Source organism: Flavobacterium sp. MMS24-S5 (assembly GCF_050320125.1).
Lineage (GTDB): Bacteria > Bacteroidota > Bacteroidia > Flavobacteriales > Flavobacteriaceae > Flavobacterium > Flavobacterium tyrosinilyticum.
This window is the reverse complement of the sequence record NZ_CP190016.1, coordinates 348424-366428: the sequence shown is the minus strand read 5'-3', so window position 1 is coordinate 366428 and position 18005 is coordinate 348424. Positions and strand designations below refer to the sequence as shown.

General features: G+C 34.8%; 15 protein-coding genes and 2 pseudogenes. 9 read left to right on the top strand and 8 right to left on the bottom strand.

All coding sequences use genetic code 11. The features are described from left to right. Positions 1 to 82 precede the first annotated feature (82 nt). Both ACPWTF_RS01715 and ACPWTF_RS01710 read right to left on the bottom strand, forming a co-directional pair. Positions 83 to 565, bottom strand: coding sequence for a DUF2271 domain-containing protein (locus ACPWTF_RS01715; RefSeq protein WP_320493853.1), 483 nt, complete (start codon positions 563 to 565; stop codon positions 83 to 85). A 145-nt stretch (positions 566 to 710) separates the two neighbouring features. Continuing rightward, positions 711 to 2201, bottom strand: coding sequence for an ankyrin repeat domain-containing protein (locus ACPWTF_RS01710; RefSeq protein WP_427874129.1), 1491 nt, complete (start codon positions 2199 to 2201; stop codon positions 711 to 713). A gap of 791 nt (positions 2202 to 2992) precedes the next feature. On the opposite strand from ACPWTF_RS01710, the pseudogene ACPWTF_RS01705 reads away from it, so the two are divergent. Both ACPWTF_RS01705 and ACPWTF_RS01700 read left to right on the top strand, forming a co-directional pair. After that, positions 2993 to 3968, top strand: a pseudogene (locus ACPWTF_RS01705) (ribonucleotide-diphosphate reductase subunit beta). Between the two features lie 18 nt (positions 3969 to 3986). Beyond that, complete coding sequence (locus tag ACPWTF_RS01700; protein ID WP_095930393.1) at positions 3987 to 5684, top strand: ribonucleoside-diphosphate reductase subunit alpha; 1698 nt, start codon at positions 3987 to 3989, stop codon at positions 5682 to 5684. A 377-nt stretch (positions 5685 to 6061) separates the two neighbouring features. Here ACPWTF_RS01700 and ACPWTF_RS01695 read toward each other — a convergent pair whose 3' ends face one another. Next, a complete protein-coding gene (locus tag ACPWTF_RS01695) occupies positions 6062 to 6634 on the bottom strand; it encodes a Crp/Fnr family transcriptional regulator (RefSeq protein WP_427874128.1) in 573 nt (190 codons plus the stop codon). Continuing rightward, the gene (gene ribB, locus ACPWTF_RS01690) at positions 6635 to 7297 is read right to left on the bottom strand and encodes a 3,4-dihydroxy-2-butanone-4-phosphate synthase (protein WP_427874127.1); all 663 of its coding nucleotides are present in this window, start codon (positions 7295 to 7297) and stop codon (positions 6635 to 6637) included. A gap of 174 nt (positions 7298 to 7471) precedes the next feature. Here ribB and ACPWTF_RS01685 point away from each other — a divergent pair, with 174 nt between their 5' ends. Beyond that, positions 7472 to 9076 (top strand): Na+/H+ antiporter, encoded by a 1605-nt coding sequence (locus ACPWTF_RS01685; RefSeq protein ID WP_427874126.1) that lies wholly within the window; start codon positions 7472 to 7474, stop codon positions 9074 to 9076. A 110-nt stretch (positions 9077 to 9186) separates the two neighbouring features. Here ACPWTF_RS01685 and ACPWTF_RS01680 read toward each other — a convergent pair whose 3' ends face one another. After that, complete coding sequence (locus ACPWTF_RS01680; protein WP_427874125.1) at positions 9187 to 10959, bottom strand: MutS-related protein; 1773 nt, start codon at positions 10957 to 10959, stop codon at positions 9187 to 9189. Positions 10960 to 11021: 62 nt separating this feature from the next. Further along, entirely contained in the window at positions 11022 to 11855 is an 834-nt protein-coding gene (locus ACPWTF_RS01675) for a universal stress protein (RefSeq protein ID WP_427874124.1), read from the bottom strand. A 181-nt stretch (positions 11856 to 12036) separates the two neighbouring features. Here ACPWTF_RS01675 and mnmE point away from each other — a divergent pair. The 4 genes and pseudogenes from mnmE (at position 12037) to ACPWTF_RS01655 (ending at position 15430) form a co-directional block, all read left to right on the top strand. Next, a pseudogene (gene mnmE / locus ACPWTF_RS01670) lies at positions 12037 to 13438 on the top strand (tRNA uridine-5-carboxymethylaminomethyl(34) synthesis GTPase MnmE). A 286-nt stretch (positions 13439 to 13724) separates the two neighbouring features. Continuing rightward, positions 13725 to 14006, top strand: coding sequence for a hypothetical protein (locus ACPWTF_RS01665; RefSeq protein WP_427874123.1), 282 nt, complete (start codon positions 13725 to 13727; stop codon positions 14004 to 14006). After that, positions 13990 to 14295 (top strand): hypothetical protein, encoded by a 306-nt coding sequence (locus tag ACPWTF_RS01660; RefSeq protein ID WP_427874122.1) that lies wholly within the window; start codon positions 13990 to 13992, stop codon positions 14293 to 14295. The genes ACPWTF_RS01665 and ACPWTF_RS01660 overlap by 17 nt, the downstream gene beginning before the upstream one ends. Continuing rightward, complete coding sequence (locus ACPWTF_RS01655) at positions 14288 to 15430, top strand: site-specific integrase (RefSeq protein ID WP_427874121.1); 1143 nt, start codon at positions 14288 to 14290, stop codon at positions 15428 to 15430. The genes ACPWTF_RS01660 and ACPWTF_RS01655 overlap by 8 nt, the downstream gene beginning before the upstream one ends. Before the next feature lie 260 nt (positions 15431 to 15690). On the opposite strand, the gene ACPWTF_RS01650 is transcribed toward ACPWTF_RS01655, so the two are convergent. Further along, positions 15691 to 15903, bottom strand: coding sequence for a hypothetical protein (locus tag ACPWTF_RS01650; RefSeq protein WP_379799460.1), 213 nt, complete (start codon positions 15901 to 15903; stop codon positions 15691 to 15693). A gap of 63 nt (positions 15904 to 15966) precedes the next feature. Then, on the bottom strand, positions 15967 to 16443 hold the full coding sequence (locus tag ACPWTF_RS01645) for a hypothetical protein (RefSeq protein WP_427874120.1): 477 nt from the start codon (positions 16441 to 16443) through the stop codon (positions 15967 to 15969). Between the two features lie 56 nt (positions 16444 to 16499). On the opposite strand from ACPWTF_RS01645, the gene ACPWTF_RS01640 reads away from it, so the two are divergent. Then, a complete protein-coding gene (locus ACPWTF_RS01640) occupies positions 16500 to 16985 on the top strand; it encodes a (2Fe-2S)-binding protein (protein WP_379799464.1) in 486 nt (161 codons plus the stop codon). Then, positions 16978 to 17997, top strand: a complete 1020-nt coding sequence (locus ACPWTF_RS01635; RefSeq protein ID WP_427874119.1) for an FAD binding domain-containing protein — start codon at positions 16978 to 16980, stop codon at positions 17995 to 17997. Before ACPWTF_RS01640 ends, ACPWTF_RS01635 begins: the two co-directional genes overlap by 8 nt. Positions 17998 to 18005 lie beyond the last annotated feature (8 nt).

The following is an 18005-nucleotide window of genomic DNA, read 5'->3' as shown; positions in this document are numbered from 1 at the left end:
GATGACAAAGCTCAGATTTTAATTCTAAGCACAAAAATAAAATTTGTACTCATTATAAGGTTAAAAAATAATGTGCTAAAGATTATATTTTGTTTAACCTTACATATTTGATGTAACCTTTACCGTCTGTTTTTTCAGCTAGACCTTCAGTTGTTAGCGGAATTTCAAGATCGCTTACATAGTATTTCTGGTCTTCAACAGCCGACTCAAAACGAAGTTTATAGCCTTTATTGATTTTAGAATTTTCGATTTCGATTGTCGTAACACTGCGGTCTCCGCCAGTTACAGAAGCGCCAGTTTTAGCGCTGATATCGTCATTTTTTTGAGTATGGAATTTATTCCATTCTTTTAATGATTTGTACCATTTTTTATCATCGCCCATTACATAAAGTGTCTTTTCGTACTCACCAGCCGAATTAACAAGAGAAACAACGATATAAGCACCTTCTCCCATATAGTTATTCATTTGAAGCATGATTTTGTATTTGCTTGATTGCGCTTGAGATTGGAAAGAAACTAAAAAGATAAAAGCGCTGGTAAGAGCAATTTTTAATATTGATTTCATGAAAATAAGTTATGAATTATGAGTTTTAAGTTATGAGTTATTGGTTATGAGTTATTGGTTATTAGTTATTCGTTTTGAGTTATGAATTGTAGACTTAGATTTTTAACTCATAACTCATAATTCATAACTCCTAACTTTTTAAAAGCTATTTTAAAAACTCAACTGAGATATTATTTTTTGTTAGCAGATCATTTTCTTTTGCTAAAGCATAAGCCGTTTCGTCAAACTCTGTGCTAATGTCTTTTTTAGCTCCTGCTGAAACTAAATATTTTAAAATAGAATCATCTTTAGAAGTCATTGCTGCTCTATGTAAAGCCGTTAAGCCATCTTTATTTTTAGCGTTGATATCTACTTTTAAATCAGTGATTTTTTTAAGAAGAGAAACATCATTTTTAGTAATCGCTATATGATATAAAGTGTTTCCATCTTTTTGAGGAGTTGCAAGGTTTAATCCTTTGTCCTGAAGTAATTTGGCTTTAGCATCAAAAGGATCCGTGGCCGCTTTTTCTCTTCCTGCAGGGCGATACGATTGCACTAAATAAACACCTAAATTATTTCCATCTTTGTCTTTTACATTTACATCTGCACCTTTAGTCAAAAGTAAATTTACAGCATCTGGAGTTCCGTTTCTAACAGCAAAAGTCAAAGCTGATTCTCCTTTTAAATTTTGTGCATTTATGTTTTTAGCTTTCGGAAGAAACAATTCTAAAACAGCAGTTTCTCTAGCTCCAGATGCTACCATAATGGGTGTATTTCCTTCTTTATCGGCGATGTTTGCATCAACACCTTTTCCTAAGAAATATTGAATGATTTCTTTCTGATTTGGTTTTCCAGCCAAAAAGTGCAATACATTTTGTCCCGCTTTATTTTGAGAAGTCGCTTTAATTTTTACTTCTTCAACCAAATATTTATAAGTTTCAAGAGTATTAGTTTCTCTACGGCTTCCTTGCGCAGCAAATAAAAGTGCATTGCTAGTTGGTTTAATGCCTTTTTCTAAAAGTTTTTTCAAAAGAGCAATATTACCAGATCTAGCAGCATATGTAAAAGCAGTGTTTCCGTCATTGTCTACATCTTTTAAAGACATTCCTTTTGTAGAAAAGTATTCAACAGCTTTTAGATCTTTATCAGAAGCAATGGCTAAAAGCAAAAGATTTGCGCCATTCGCATATTTTTTTGTCGGATTAAGTCCAGCTTTAAAGAAAGCGTCGTACATCGCAGCATCTGACTGACCGTTTGAAGCGGCAAAATCAGCAGGAGCAGTTCCGTGGCTGTCTTCAAAATTTACATCAGAACCTTTACCAATTAAATATTGAACCAATTCAGTATTTCCTCTGTATGCGGCCCAGTGTAGGTAGATACGATTATCGTGCGTTAATTTTGTGATTGAATTTCCAGGCTGCTCCACTAAAAACTTGATAGTTGCAAAGGGAGCATCATTATTAATGGCCAACGTTGTAACATCAAATGCGTTTGCATTAGCTTCAGCAGGATTATTTCCTTTAGCGATTTCTGCCTGAACCGTTTCAACAGTCGGTGAGGTTTTCCAGAAAGCGGCATCTAGCAACGCGTTTTTTTGCTGAGCACTCACAAAGAAAGTAACAGCAAATGCAAAAGAAACGAAAAGATTCTTTTTCATATTTCGATAATTTATGGTTATTGAATTGTACAAGATTAAATTTATTTTTTGGGAATTATTTATTCTATTTAGAATAAATAAAAATAAAAGCAAATGTAAAAATTAATATTCTTAAACCAAGAATAATTTGCTGTAAAAGGGGAATTTGATGCTATTTTTCTAAAAATTAAGAATCCCTTAAGTAAATTTTAATTTTGTTTTAATTCGGTCTCTTTTTATAAGAAGAAAAAATGCTTTCAAGATGGTTTTTCAACTTTATAGAGGTAATAAGTTTGAAAGCTAGGATTTGCACTACTAATTCATTTCTGAGATGTTGATTTTACTAGAATATTTTGCACTTTTAATATTTATTTTACTGTAAATATTTGTAATAAAGTATATTATGATTTTTTATAGCGTCTCTATTATTTAGAATTATTATTAATAAACAGCGTTTTTTTAATTTGAAATTCGATTTGAAATTTCCCTTTTTTCAAATCGGATGTTGATAACTGTTTTGATTTTTGACATTAAAAAGCACTTTTTTTCATGTTAATAACTCAGCATTATTTTTAGGGAAACTGCTAGCTCATTGTAGATTAGAGAGCAATATTTTCGTGTTGATAAAATTTGCTTCATCCTGCTTTTTAGAAGTTTTAAAACTGTTGATAATTGAGCAGATTTTTAACATCTAAAAGTAGACAAAAGAATAACTGTGGGCTAAATTTGTAAATATAGAAATCACGCTAATACCTCCCCAAAATAAGCGCTCGCATTTCTGTTTCAAAATAGTCACTTAAAACTCTATATATATGTCAATTTTTGATAAAAGAATCAATTATAAACCTTTTGAATATCCTGAGGTTCTGCAATTTACCGAAGCTATTAATAAAGCTTATTGGGTACACACTGAAGTAGATTTTACTGCCGACACGCAAGACTTTCATGCACATTTGGATTTGGCAGAAAAAACAGCAATTAAAAATAGTTTATTGGCTATTGCACAAATTGAGGTAGCTGTAAAAAGTTTTTGGGGTAATATATACGAGCATTTTCCAAAACCAGAATTTAACGGATTGGGAACTACTTTTGCAGAATGCGAATTTAGACATTCTGAAGCCTATTCTCGTTTGTTGGAAGTTTTAGGATATAATGATGAATTTGAAAGGCTATTGGATGTGCCTGTAATTCGCAGACGTGTAGATTATCTTTCGAATGTACTGAAAGACACGAAGTCTCAGGACAATAGAAAGTACATGGTGTCACTGATTTTGTTCAGTATTTTAATTGAAAACGTTTCTCTTTTCAGCCAATTTGCCATTTTATTGTCATTCACGAGATTCAAAGGATATATGAAAAATGTGAGCAATATTATTGCTTGGACCGTCTATCGATGAGCAAATTCACGCTAATGGCGGAATTTATATCATTAACAAAATTCGTGAAGAGTTCCCAGAATATTTCGATGCAGAGACTTTAGAATTAATTAGAGAAACAGTTAAAGAATCAATTTCTGTTGAAGCAGATATTTTAGATTGGATTTTTGAAAACGGAGCGATAGAAACAATCAACAAAGAAGATTTGGTAAACTTCATGAAATTTAGAATTGATGAAAGTTTGAAACAAATCAATATCGAAACTATTTTTAATGTTTCTCCAGAAGAATATTCAAAAATGACTTGGTTTGAAGAAGAAGTTTTTGCAAACAGTTTAGATGATTTCTTTGCGAAACGTCCAGTAGAATATACAAAACACGACAAGAGCATCACAGCAAACGATCTTTTCTAATACAAGCCTATAATACATATGAATACGATAGACACAAACCCAGCAAATAACAATTTTGAGCCGCAAAACGATAGTAAAATGTGGTGGAAAAATTCTGAAAGTGAACAGATTTTAAATCGCGGTTATCTTTTAAAAGGAGAAACTGTAGAAGGAGCAATCGATAGAATTTGTACTGCCGCAGCTAGAAGGCTTTACAAACCAGAATTGAAAGAATCTTTCATGGAAATGATCGAAAGAGGTTGGATGAGTATCAGTTCGCCAGTTTGGGCAAATATGGGAACAGAAAGAGGTTTGCCAATTTCTTGTTTTAATGTGCATGTTCCAGATAAAATTGAAGGAATTACACATAAGCTTGGAGAAGTAATCATGCAGACTAAAATCGGAGGTGGAACTTCTGGTTATTTTGGTGAATTGCGTGAACGCGGAAGTGCTGTAACTGATAACGGAAAGAGTAGTGGAGCAGTAAGTTTCATGAAGCTTTTTGATACCGCTATGGATACTATTTCGCAAGGCGGAGTTCGTCGTGGTGCATTTGCAGCTTATTTGGATGTAGATCATCCAGATATCGAAGAGTTCTTGAAAATTAAAAGTATTGGAAACCCAATTCAGAACTTGTTTACAGGGATCTGTGTGCCAGATTACTGGATGCAAGAAATGATTGATGGTGATGCAGAAAAAAGACAAATTTGGGCAAAAGTATTAGAAAGCCGTCAGCAAAAAGGGTTGCCTTATATTTTCTTTAGTGACAACGTAAATAAAAATAAACCACAAGTTTATAAAGATCAGAATTTAAGAATCAATGCCAGTAATTTGTGCAGTGAGATTATGCTTCCGTCAACTCATGATGAATCATTTATCTGCTGTCTTTCTTCTATGAACTTAGAGTTGTATGAAGAATGGAAAGATACTGAGGCAGTAAAATTAGCGATCTTTTTCTTAGATGCTGTTTTACAGGAATTCATCGAAAAAACAGAAGGAAACTATTATCTTTCTGCAGCTAATAAATTTGCTAAAAGACACCGTGCATTAGGTTTAGGAGTTTTAGGATGGCATTCTTATTTACAGAAAAATATGATTCCGTTTGAAGGAATGGAAGCTAAAATGAAAACTACAGAAATTTTCAAACATATTAGCGATAAAGCCGATAAAGCAAGTCAAGAATTGGCTAGAATTTACGGTGAGCCAGAATTGTTAAAAGGTTACGGAAGACGTAATACAACCACAATGGCAATTGCACCAACGACTTCATCTTCTGCAATTTTAGGACAAACTTCGCCTGGAATTGAACCTTTTAGCAGTAATTATTATAAAGCTGGATTAAGCAAAGGTAATTTCATGCGTAAAAATAAATACCTTAAAAAACTGTTGGAAGAAAAAGGTCTGGATAACGAAGAAGTTTGGAGAGGAATTATGCTAAACGGAGGAAGTGTTCAGCATATGGAACAATTGACTCAGCAGGAAAAAGATGTTTTCAAAACATTCAAAGAAATCAGCCAGTTAGAAATTGTGCAGCAAGCTGGAATTCGCCAGAAATTTGTTGATCAAGGACAGAGTTTAAATCTTAATATTCCAGCAGAATTGGCTATTAAAGATGTAAACCGCTTAATGATAGAAGCTTGGCAGCAAGGAGTTAAAAGTTTGTACTACCAAAGAAGCCAAAGTGTTTCTAAAGAATTAGTAACAAGTCTTGTTTCTTGCAGCAGTTGTGAATCATAAAAATCATAAAGCCGGATCTTTTAGATTCGGTTTTTTTATTCTGAATTTTTAGAGCAAATATTCGCTAAGATTTACTCGCAAGAAACGCAAATGGTTTTACGTAGATTTTAAAAGATTTCAGATGATTAAGATAGACATGAATTGCCTCCAGCTTTAGCTGGAGGTTTTTTGTTTTAAATTGTAAAAGGCTTTAGCCAAATTCAAAGTTTGGCTAAAGCCTTCTTGCTCTCCTTTTTTACCTCCAGCTAAAGCTGGAGGCAATTCATATTTAAAAAATAATTCAATTAAATTCGTGAATTGCTTCACCTGTTCGCTATCGCTCGGGTCATGGCTAAAAAAAACTTAGAGTCTTAGCGTCTTAGTGGCTAAAAATAACTCTAAACTTTCGACTTCAGCCGACTCAAAGTTTCTTGAGAAATATTAATATAAGAAGCAACAATTTTGTTCGGCAATCTTTTTACAATTGCAGGATTAATTTTCAAAAGCTGATGGTATCTTTCCAAAGCATCCATAGTGGTAAAGGACATTAAACGATTGGCATTATTTACATACGCTTTCTCCAAATAATTGCTGTAAAATGTTCTCCATTCTGGAATAATTTTCATTAAATGATTAAAATCCTCGTGTGAAATACTTAATAGTTCAGATTTTTCAATAACCTGAATGTTTTCAGTCGCGGGCATTTTGGTAATAAAACTTACCAAAGCGGTAGCAAACTGATTTTCAAAAGCAATATATCGTGTAACGTCTTTTCCTTCTTCATTTATAAAAAAGATTCTTAAACAGCCTTTTGCAACAAAAAAAGTTTCATGACTAATTTGACCTTGAGCTAACAAGATTTCATTTTTTCCTTTTTTTATAAGTTTGAAATAAGAGAGAATGGTTTCTAGATCTTCATCAGAAATAGTAATGCTTTTTCTAATGGAATTGCTAAGCTGTTCGTATATCATTTAATTATAATCTCTAACGAATTTGCGGTAATGAATAATATCTTCAATAGATAAAACCACCAAATCGTGTTCTTGCGCAAAGCTAATGATTTTGTCTAGTTTAGCCATGCTTCCATCTTCGTTCATCAATTCGCAGAGAACGGCTTCAGGCTGCAGACCTGCTAGTTTCATTAAATCGACACTTCCTTCGGTGTGGCCGTTTCTTCCTATAACGCCATTATCGTTTGCTCTAAGCGGAAAAATATGTCCAGGCTTTGCTAAATGCTCTGGTTTTGCATTTATTGCAATCGCTGTTTTTATAGTGGTAATTCGATCTTTTGCCGAAACTCCAGTTGTCACTCCGTTTTTTGCTTCAATAGTTATAGTAAAAGGGGTTTGAAAACTGCTGGTATTTTCTTTTACCATGTAGGGGAGTTCTAATTCGTTTGCTTTTTCGTTAGTTAAACAAAGACAGACAATACCGCTGCATTCGCGAATCATTAATGCCATATCCTGAACGTTCATATGATGTGCAGAAAAGATAAGATCGCCTTCGTTTTCACGGTTTTCATCGTCGGTTACCAAAACGCCTTTTCCGCTTTTAAGCTGTTGTAAAGCGTTTTCAACACGTTCTTTACTCGAAATTCCAAATTGCACTAACGGACTTAATTCTGTACTGATCATACTTTTTTTTTAGAAGTAATAAGAAACAAATCTAAAGCACCTTAAAACCAAAAACTTTGATGTAAGTCAATAAATGGATGTTCTATTTTTTTAATGCTAATTTAATTTAGTTGTCATAAAATCTTAATTTAGCATCAAATTTTACAATCCAAAATTTAATAAATACCACCTCAAATGGAGAATATTACCGTAATTATAATGCTGCTTTTTGGCGTTGCATTTCTCAGTCTTGTCAGTAAAAGATATAATTTCCCAATTCCGATTGTTTTGGTTTTATGTGGTGTTATTATTAGTATTGTTCCGGGACTTCCTGTTATTGCTTTGAGTCCAGAAATAGTGTTTATTATATTTTTACCGCCTCTTTTGTATCACGCTGCTTGGCATACAAGCTGGTCTGACTTTAAGCAATCCATACGTCCGATAACTTTTGCCGCTGTTGGTTTGGTTTTTTTTACGACAGGATTAGTGGCTGTTTTTGCACATTGGCTTATAGATGATATGTCTTGGCCGTTAGCTTTTTTGCTTGGGGCAATTGTTTCGCCTCCCGATGCGGTTTCTGCAACAGCCATTACAAAAGGTTTAGGGCTTAATCCGAGATTAATTGCTATTCTAGAAGGAGAAAGTTTAGTAAACGATGCTAGTGGTCTTGTGGCGTACAAATATGCGCTTACGGCAATCACAGCAGGGAATTTTGTTTTATGGCAGGCAGGATTAAATTTTGTTTTAATGTCGGTTTTGGGTATTGCAATAGGTTTAGCTGTTGGTTATATAATGTTCTATATCCACAAAAGATTTGTTTGTGATGATATTATCGAGGTAACACTAACATTATTAACTCCATTTGCTTCTTATCTTCTTGCGGAGCATTTTGAAGGTTCGGGAGTTTTGGCTGTGGTAACAACAGGTCTTTTTTTGGCAGCGAGGTCAGGAACCATTTTTTCTCACGAAAGTCGAATTATGACGAATACGATTTGGGATGTGCTGAATAATATTCTAAACGGTTTGATATTTATTTTAATCGGACTTCAATTACGACAGATTATTGAAGGAATCAGTAATTATTCGGGAAATTCGTTATTTATCTGGGGAGCGGTTATAAGTATCGTAGTGATTTTGGTTCGTTTCTTATGGGTTATTCCAGCAACGATGATTCCAAGAATGATCAGTAAAAAGATTCGGGAGAAAGAACAATTTGATTACCGAAATATGATCATTTTTGGCTGGTCTGGAATGCGTGGTGTGGTGTCTATGGCTGCAGCGCTGGCACTTCCTTTAATGTTGAATAAAACAGAAGAATTTCCGCTTCGAAATTTAATTATCTATCTAGTTTTCTGCGTTATACTTTCTACTTTGGTAATACAAGGCCTTACGCTTCCGTGGCTTATCAAAAAATTGAAAATTGAAAGATACTCGATATTAGCAGAAGAGTATAATATTAGAAATGTAATTGTTTCAGAAACTATCGCCCATATTGAAGATAATTTCTCCTTGCTGAATGATGAATTGCTTCATAATATTAAAAGTAAATATGAGGTAAAATTCAACCGTCTGCAAAAGACCGAACTTCCTGCCAATTTCTTCGGAAATGGAAAGCTTCTTGGAGGCGAAATCTTTAATGATTTTACTAAAATTCAAATCGATCTTCTGAATGTAGAACGTGCAAAATTAGAATCGATGCATAAATTAGGTTCTGTAAACGAAGAAATTTTTCGTAAAATAGAAAAAGAACTCGATTTGGAAGAAACGCGTTTATGGATGGAAATGTACGAGGAAAATTAATTTTTTTTAAAATTCCAAAGTTTTAAAAATCCCAAATTCCAAAAAGAGAAATAGATCTAGCTTTGTCAAAGTTTTAAACTTTGACAAAGCTTTTTCTTCTCATTTCACCATCAAATAACTCCCATTTTCTGCATTAAAAATGTTGCGCTTTTGTTCTTGCAGATTCCATTTCGGAGTTTATAATCGAAGTGAAGATCGTTGTTTTGAATTTCAACTTCGAAACATTGATTGGTTAAAATTTCAGGATATTCATTCGTAGTCAGACAAACTTCAATATCGTGCGTTGCGATGGCACCGATTGCTTTTTTAGAAATTATTTTCTTCACGACTTCGATTGTTCCGTTTCTTTTATCGTCGGAATTTGTACCTCTTAAAATCTCATCTAATAAAACAAAAGCAGGCTGATTTTCAAGCGCATCCATGATCTGTTTTAAACGTTTGATTTCAGCAAAAAAGTAAGATTCAGAATCGGATAAAGAATCGGACAATCGCATTGAAACTAATACTGGAAGTGGATGAATCTTAGCTTCTGATGCACAAACAACAGAGCCAATTCCGCCAAGTACCATATTGATTCCCAAGCTTCTTAAAAACGTACTTTTTCCTGACATGTTAGATCCAGTTAGAATCACAAAAGATTGCGGGAAAAATTGGGTGTCATTACCAACTCTTGTAGCTGGATTAAGGAGCGGATGACTCAGGTTTTTAAATTCGATTTTATACTCAGAATTGATTTCAGGGAAAACGAAATCTTCATTGTTGTAAGCCAAATTTGCCAGACTGTTTAATGCTTCAATTTCGCCAATAATAGAAATCCAATGATTCATTTCAGAAGCATAATCTTCTTTCCATTTTAAAAGCGCTCTTAAAACATGTATATTGAATAAAAATGTTCCATTAAACAAAGTCGCTGTCACAAAGTTATTTATCGTATCCATTCTCGAAAACAACTCTGAAAGCTGTTTCAAATGCTGACTTGCTTTGGCATTCTTAAAATTAAGCTGTTCTTGTAAACGAATTAGTTTTTTAGATTGGAAAGATTCGCGTTCAATTTTTTCAATCAATAAACCATATTGCTTTATGATGTTAGTGACATTATCTGCTTTTGCTATTTCCGATTGAATTCTCTTTACAGCTCTTCCTAAAACGATCAAATTGGCAATAAAAATATAAGTCAAATAAGAAAGTATAATGGTTTTTGATGTAATAAAATACGCAGTCAGGAATCCAAAAAATGTTATTGGAAGAATAAATGATAATGCAACTAAAACTTTAGGTAATGAATTATTTGTAAAAGAAGTCCAATGCTTTATCGCTTCATAAGATTGTTTAGAATCTTGACTAATGATGGCCAAAGCCTGAAATTCCTGTCTCCAATCGATTTTACTTTTTAATTCGTTTATAGCTTCTTGATTTTCTAAAATTTCATTTTCAGGAAGTGTATGAAGTAAGAGTTCAGCAAGTGTTTTTTTTCCGATAAAAGAAGCTGTTCTGTTTAGATTTTGGAATAACGAATGTTCTCCAAAAATATCCAAATCGTAAGCATACGGATGATGGTAATCGATAAATTCAACTCCATTTTCGAAAGAAGTTTTTTCTCTTTTCAAAAAAGAAATTTCATTCTGATTAATTTTTAAAAGTGTTTCTGCAAGCAATCTTTGAAAAGATACTCGAGAATGTATTTTCATTAAAAAAATAAAACCAGCAAAAGATAAAACAGCTAGAATAACATAAAGTATTTCGTTTGTTTTAATGTAATAAAACATAAAAAACAAAAAAAGAAAAATACTTAATAACCTCAAAAGGCTTATGCTGTTGTATTTTTTGTTGGTTTTATTATAGAGTTCTGAGTATTTTGCAACGTTTTCTGGATATGCTTTCATTCTATTATTTTGGTTGAAATACAAATATAGCTTTTAAGTTACAAAATCATCAAGGATTGAAACTAATCTTCGTGCATTACCAAAATCGGAATAGTTACTTCTTTGGCTATTTTTTTTGAAAAACTGGAGTCAAATATACTTTCAAAGAAAGAGCGTTTATGTGTTATTGTGGTTAGAACATCAATGTCTTTGTAAAGAATAAAATCAAGAATCGTTTCTTTGACATCATCACTTGGTAAAACTAAAAATTCCACATTTTCTTCAGCAAAATCTCTTTCCCATTCTTTTCGGGTTTCCTCTGTAACATCGGAATTAGAGGTTTTAACGTATAAACTCTTTACTTTAGCACCGGTTTTTTTAGCGATTTTCAGGATTTTTTTAAGTTCTTTTTTATCTTTTTCACGGTAGCGTGTCGTAAAGCCAATCGTTTTTACCTTTTTGTATTTGGCATCGATAGGAACGCATAAAACAGGAACTTCAACTCCAGAAATCACAGATTCGGTATTAGATCCCGTGAAAAATTTAGTCCAGTCAGAAGCGCTGTTAGTTCCCATAATTACAAAATCGACTTGGTCTTCTTCGACTGCGTTTTTAAGATTATAAATAAGATCACCATCCATTAAACGGTGTTTGATTACAATATCTTCTAAATTACGTTTGGCAGCAATAGTTCTTAGTTTTGGAATTTCATCCTTAAACATTTCAAATTTTGCTAGCTCGATTGAACTGTATATAGAAGCATAATTCTCTGGAAAGAATTGGCTGTCGTAAACAGGTATCTCGAATGTATGAAGTAAGATTAATTCGGCGTTTACAACTTTAGCAAATTCTAAAGCATGAACAAATGCATTGGTAGCAGCGTCAGAGAAATCGGTTGGAAATAGTATCTTTTTCATAGTATTTAAGATTAAGGTTTGTCTCTCAAATTTACTCATTCTGCATAGAAATTAACCTGACATTTATCAGTATTTTAACACTTAATGATTTATTAATATGGATTATTGCGAAGATTTCTTGTTGGATTGAGGACAAGTTTGTACCGAAAAGAAATTAAGCCTTTTTTTATACCTTTGCAGCATGATAAATCAAGATTCTATAGTTGCTTTGGCTACGCCTTCGGGAGCTGGAGCTATCGCCATAATTCGTATTTCTGGAGCTGAAGCTATTACAATTGGTAATTCGGTTTTTAAATCTATTAAAAACAAAGATTTGACCAAACAGAAAACGCATACACTCCATTTAGGGCATATTGTAGATGGAAGCAAAACGCTAGACGAAGTTTTGGTTTCGGTATTTAAAGCTGCCGAACTCTTACACTGGCGAAGATACTATCGAAATTTCGTGCCACGGATCAACTTACATTCAGCAGCAGATTATTCAATTATTGCTTCGAAATGGCTGTAGAATGGCAGATGCAGGTGAATTTACGTTAAGAGCTTTTTTAAACGGAAAATTAGATTTATCGCAGGCAGAAGCGGTGGCCGATTTGATTTCGTCAGATAACGAAGCTTCTCACCAAATCGCAATGCAGCAAATGCGTGGTGGTTTTAGTAATGAAATTGCGAAACTTCGAGAAGAGCTTTTAAATTTTGCTTCTTTAATTGAATTGGAATTGGATTTTGCAGAAGAGGATGTAGAGTTTGCTGACAGAACGCAGTTTCATGAATTATTAAACCGAATCGAATTTGTTTTAAAACGTTTAATTGATTCGTTTGCTGTTGGGAATGTCATTAAAAACGGAATTCCGGTTGCAATTGTAGGTGAACCAAATGTTGGTAAATCGACGCTATTGAATGCTTTGTTGAATGAAGAAAGAGCAATTGTTTCGGACATTGCTGGAACAACTCGTGACACCATTGAAGACGAATTGGTAATTGGTGGTATCGGATTTAGATTTATTGATACCGCTGGAATTCGTGATACTAAAGATGTTGTAGAAAGTATTGGAATCAAGAAAACATTCGAAAAAATAGATCAAGCGCAAGTTGTGATTTATTTATTTGACGGATTGAAATTTCAGGCTTCAAGTTCTGAATTCGTAAATGAGATTGAGCAGATTAAGAATAAATATCCGCTGAAGCCTTTGCTTATTGTGGTAAACAAAAAAGATATTTTGTCTGCTGATGAAGTAGCCAATATTACCAATCAGTTAGAAAACTTAAATGCAAAACTTTTATTGATTTCTGCAAAAGAAAAGATAGGAGTAGAGGATTTAAAGAATGAATTGTTATCTTTTGTTAATACAGGAGCACTTCGCAATAACGAAACAATTGTTACGAATACAAGACATTATGATTCGTTATTAAAAGCTTTAGATGAAATTCAAAAAGTAAAATTCGGTTTAGAATCTGGACTTTCAAGTGATCTTATGGCGCTTGATATTCGTGAAGCTTTATACCAATTTGGGCTTATTACAGGTCAGGTCTCTAATGACGAATTGCTAGGGAATATCTTTGCTAATTTTTGCATCGGCAAATAAAGAGAGCAAAAAAATACAAAATAAAAATAATAAAAAGAGCTAAAATGTTGGTAATTAACATTTTAGCTCTTTTTTTATTGAGATGTTTTTTGGAATATTTAGGTGTTGTTTTGCTAAAATTTGTACCTTATTTGTACCTCGAATTTCGAGGTACAAATTTTTGTACCTCAAAAGACAAATTATGGCACTCAATGACACATAGTGGCGCATAAACGCACCTTGCGGCACTTCATGGCACAGAAGAACGGACAAAGTAGGACACATAACGTAAAAACGTAAGAAAATTATGAGTTCAAACATTCGAATTAACAAAATCTGCGAATTTTGCGGTAATGATTTTATCGCGCAGACAATTAAAACCCGCTTCTGCTCCCAGAAATGCGGGAGTAAGAGCTACAAGGCCAGAAAAAGAGATATGACCAATGATGTCCCGGAAGAGACATCTGAAGGCATGAGAAGCTATGATTTAGAGGTGCTGAAAAAGCAGGATTTTTTTACCGTAATGCAGTGCTGCGAGATTTTTGGAATCAGCAGAACGAACCATCTTCAGAATGATTGCCAGAAATGATTTAGATATTGTGAAGCTTGGAAGAATGACCCTGATATCAAAAGAGAGCATAAGCAGTTTATTCGCTGTTCAGAAACCTGCAGCTGAAGATGATGAAAACAAGACAATTGATTTCGATCTGGATGGCTGCTACACCATTGCCCAGGCACAGGCAGCTTATAATATTAGCCAGAGCGGCTTGTATCTTATTATGAAAAAGTATGATATAAAGAAAATTACTTCAGGTAAATATACATACGTGCAGAAAAAGGATTTAGATGTTTATTTAAAAGGTATTGATCATGAGTAAAAGTATTATCACACTAAGAAAGAAAACCATTTCTCAGGGAAGAATGTCCCTCTATTTAGATTTCTATCCTCCCGTGTGGGATTCAAAAGCAAATGACTATACCAGACGCGAGTTTTTGAAGCTCTATATCTATCAGAAACCGGCAGATCAGCATCAGAAGCTGTCCAATTCTGAAAATCTGCATACGGCAGAACTGATTCGGGCAAGAAGACAGAATGAAATCAATAAATCGGAGATTTATTCTGCGTTTGAAAAAGAACAGTTGCGAATACAAGCAATTGGAAAAGAATCTTTTCTAGAATATTACAAAAATTTAGGGCACAAGAAAATCGGAAAAAATCTATGTATTTGGAATTCAGCTTTTATTCATTTTGAAACTTTTTTGAAGGGAAAAGATCTGTTATTTAATGAGGTTACAGTGGCTCTAATTGAAGATTATAGGGATTATCTTCTGAAAGCCAAGAGTTTGAGGAAGAATAAAAAGACACTTTCACGCAATACTGCTCTGTCTTATTATAATAAGATTAAAACTACTTTGAAAGCGGCCTATAGAGAGGATAAGCTTAAAACAGATATCAATGCAAAAATAGGATCGATAAAGGAAATGGAATCCCAGCGGAATTTTATGACTCTGGAAGAAACCCGAAGGCTGTTTGCAGCGCCCTGCCCCAAATTGATTGTAAGAAGAATTTCTATGTTTTCTGTTCTTACAGGTGTAAGATATTCTGATATTGCCAAGCTGACCTGGTCTGAACTGCACTATATTGAGGGCGATGGCCACTATATCATTTTCAGGCAGAAGAAAACAGAAGGTACGGCATCCATACCGATCTCCGATGAAGCTTTCGAACTGCTTGGCAAGAGACGGGGAGAAAATGAGAAGGTGTTTAAAGGGTTGAACAAGTGGGATGTTGATCGCGCGCTTCCTGTATGGGTGGCATTATCAGGCATCAATAAGCATATCACTTTCCACTGCTTTAGGCACACTTATGCAACATTGCAGCTGACTGCAGGAACTGATATTTTCACCATTTCAAAAATGCTCGGGCATAAGAGCGTTAAAACAACCCAGATATATGCTAAAGTAATTGACGGTAAGAAGAGAGAAGCGGCAAATAGAATTACTTTGGAATAATTAAAGTTTGCAGCCAATTTCGGCTAATACAAAAACGTCTCATTTTTAATGGGATGTTTTTGTTATTAGTACATTATATTACTAAACGGTGTGTTTAAAGAGAAAATCTGCTGCAGGTTTGAGCAAATTTCTTGATGTCAGACCCTGCTTTCTCATCAGCTTTGGCGGAAACAGTTTTAGGCTGTATCTTTTTATCGGAAGTCCTCGTACTCGGCGTATAATTCCTTTTATTTGTGCTGTACATATTAATAAATGTATTTTTATTCTAAATCACTAATTTCGGTATCCCTGCTGCTGGAATTTTCTGCTGTAGGATTAGCTGAAATATTCTCCTTAATTGATTTTTCATCCCAGTCTCCCCAGTCTCCGTTATAAAATTTGATGTAAATCAATTCATTGTTCTCGCCGCTGAGAAGTCTGCTTTTGCTGGCTGGGCAATCATGAATTTCTTTTTTTTCTGCTGCATTTTTCATCGCGTTTTTAGTTTTATAATCCATTCAAAATTAAAAATAACACTAAAGAAAACTTTACGGAAATCAAATCGATTTATTGCTGGATTTCATTTCAAAAGTTTCGGGTTCTTCTTCATTTTCCTGCGGCTCTGCCGGATTTTCCTCCGGCTGCTCTTCATCCCAGCGGTTTTTGAACCGCTCCGGCTGAAAATAACCTGTAAGATCATCCTTAAGTATGCGGTATCCGGAGGTATTGACACTGATAGCTTTCCTAATATTTGTACAGCCCTTTTTTAAGAATTCGTCAAAATTTAAGAGCAGCTGCTCTTCATAAGTAGGCGCTTGTTGTGCTGTCTTAAGGTAAAGATCGAATTTCATATCTGTCGGTTTAGAGTTAAAAATGTTCTTTGGTGAAAATACAAAGCTCAAAGTTAGTACGGTTGCTGGCAGTTTTGTTATATAATTTGGGCGTGGCCTTGCTGAATTACAACTTCGTCTTACTGGAAGGGCTGCTGTAAGTTTTGTAAGAATGCTCGGGAATGCTGTAAGTGATAATGGCATATAAAATTTAATTTAGAGAGCCGTATTGCTTCGGCAGAACTAAAAAATATAAGGCTATGGATTTAACTCAGACACACGGCATTAATCTCAGCATAAACAGCAGTGATTACCATTTGCAAATTTTGCCATGGGTAACGCTTTTGGACGTTCTCCGGGAAAAAATCGGTTTGACAGGAACTAAGAAAGGATGTGATCATGGGCAGTGCGGAGCGTGTACGGTATTGGTGGACGGAAAAAGAATATTGAGCTGCCTTACGCTCGCAGTTATGAAAGACGGTTCTGCTATAACCACAATAGAAGGCATTGCCGATGGTGAAAAACTCCATCCGATCCAGCAGGCATTCATAAACCATGATGCATTTCAGTGCGGCTACTGCACGCCAGGCCAAATCTGCAGCGCTATTGGGATGCTGCAGGAAGGAAAAGCAAGAACCAGGGAAGAGGTACAAGAGCTCATGAGCGGCAATCTATGCAGATGCGGTGCCAGCAGAGGAATTGTAAATGCAGTAATGCAGGTGATGGAAGGAGGCAGCAGTGAATAATTTCTCCTATATTAAAGTTTCAGATACCCAGCAGGCTATTGCAGAGCTTAACGGGGATATCCGCAATAAAGCAGTGGCAGGCGGTACGAATATTAATGATCTTCTGAAATACTTCGTAACCAAAGCCGATAAACTGGTAGATATTAATCCGATTCAGGAAAGCAATTCAATAATAAGGCTTGATGACGGCGGAGTAAGACTAGGCGCCCTTCATACCAATGCAGATACCGCATATGACCCCCTAATTGAGGAACGCTATCCTTTACTGTCAAAAGCTATTCTGGCAGGCGCTTCTGCCCAGATTAGAAATATGGCTACCAATGGAGGCAATCTGATGCAGCGTACGAGATGCTATTATTTTTATGATATTAATACGCCCTGCAATAAAAGAGATCCAGGTTCTGGGTGTTCTGCCATTTCAGGTCATAACAGAATCCATGCTATTTTGGGACAAAGCGAAAATTGTATTGCTGTTTTTCCTTCCGATATGTGCGTGGCTTTAGCAGCTTTAAATGCAGAAGTCAATATCAGCGGTCCTAATGGAGAAAGAAAATTGCCGTTTGCTAATTTTCATCGTCTTCCAGGCGAAACGCCTCATCTCGACAACAATCTCATCCATGGCGAGGTAATTACCAGTATAGATCTTCCTGCTGAAGGATTTGCGAAAAACTATTCTTATTTAAAGCTTCGCGACAGAAGTTCGTATTCTTTTGCACTGGTTTCTGTAGCATCGGCTTTTGAATTGGAAGAAGGAAGTATAAAAGATGCCCGAATTGCATTGGGAGGTGTAGCGCACAAACCATGGAGAGTTTTGGAGGCTGAAGATTTTTTAAAACAAAAGGAGCCAACTCGCGAAAATTTTTCCCAAGCGGCACAAATAATCCTTAAAGGGGCTTTTGGTTATGAACATAATAACTTTAAAATTCAACTGGCGAACAGAGCAATTATCCGAAACTGCATCATGGCATTAAATCCAGAATCACAGCGTCCCGGCGCAAAACCCTCACGCTGATTTACGGT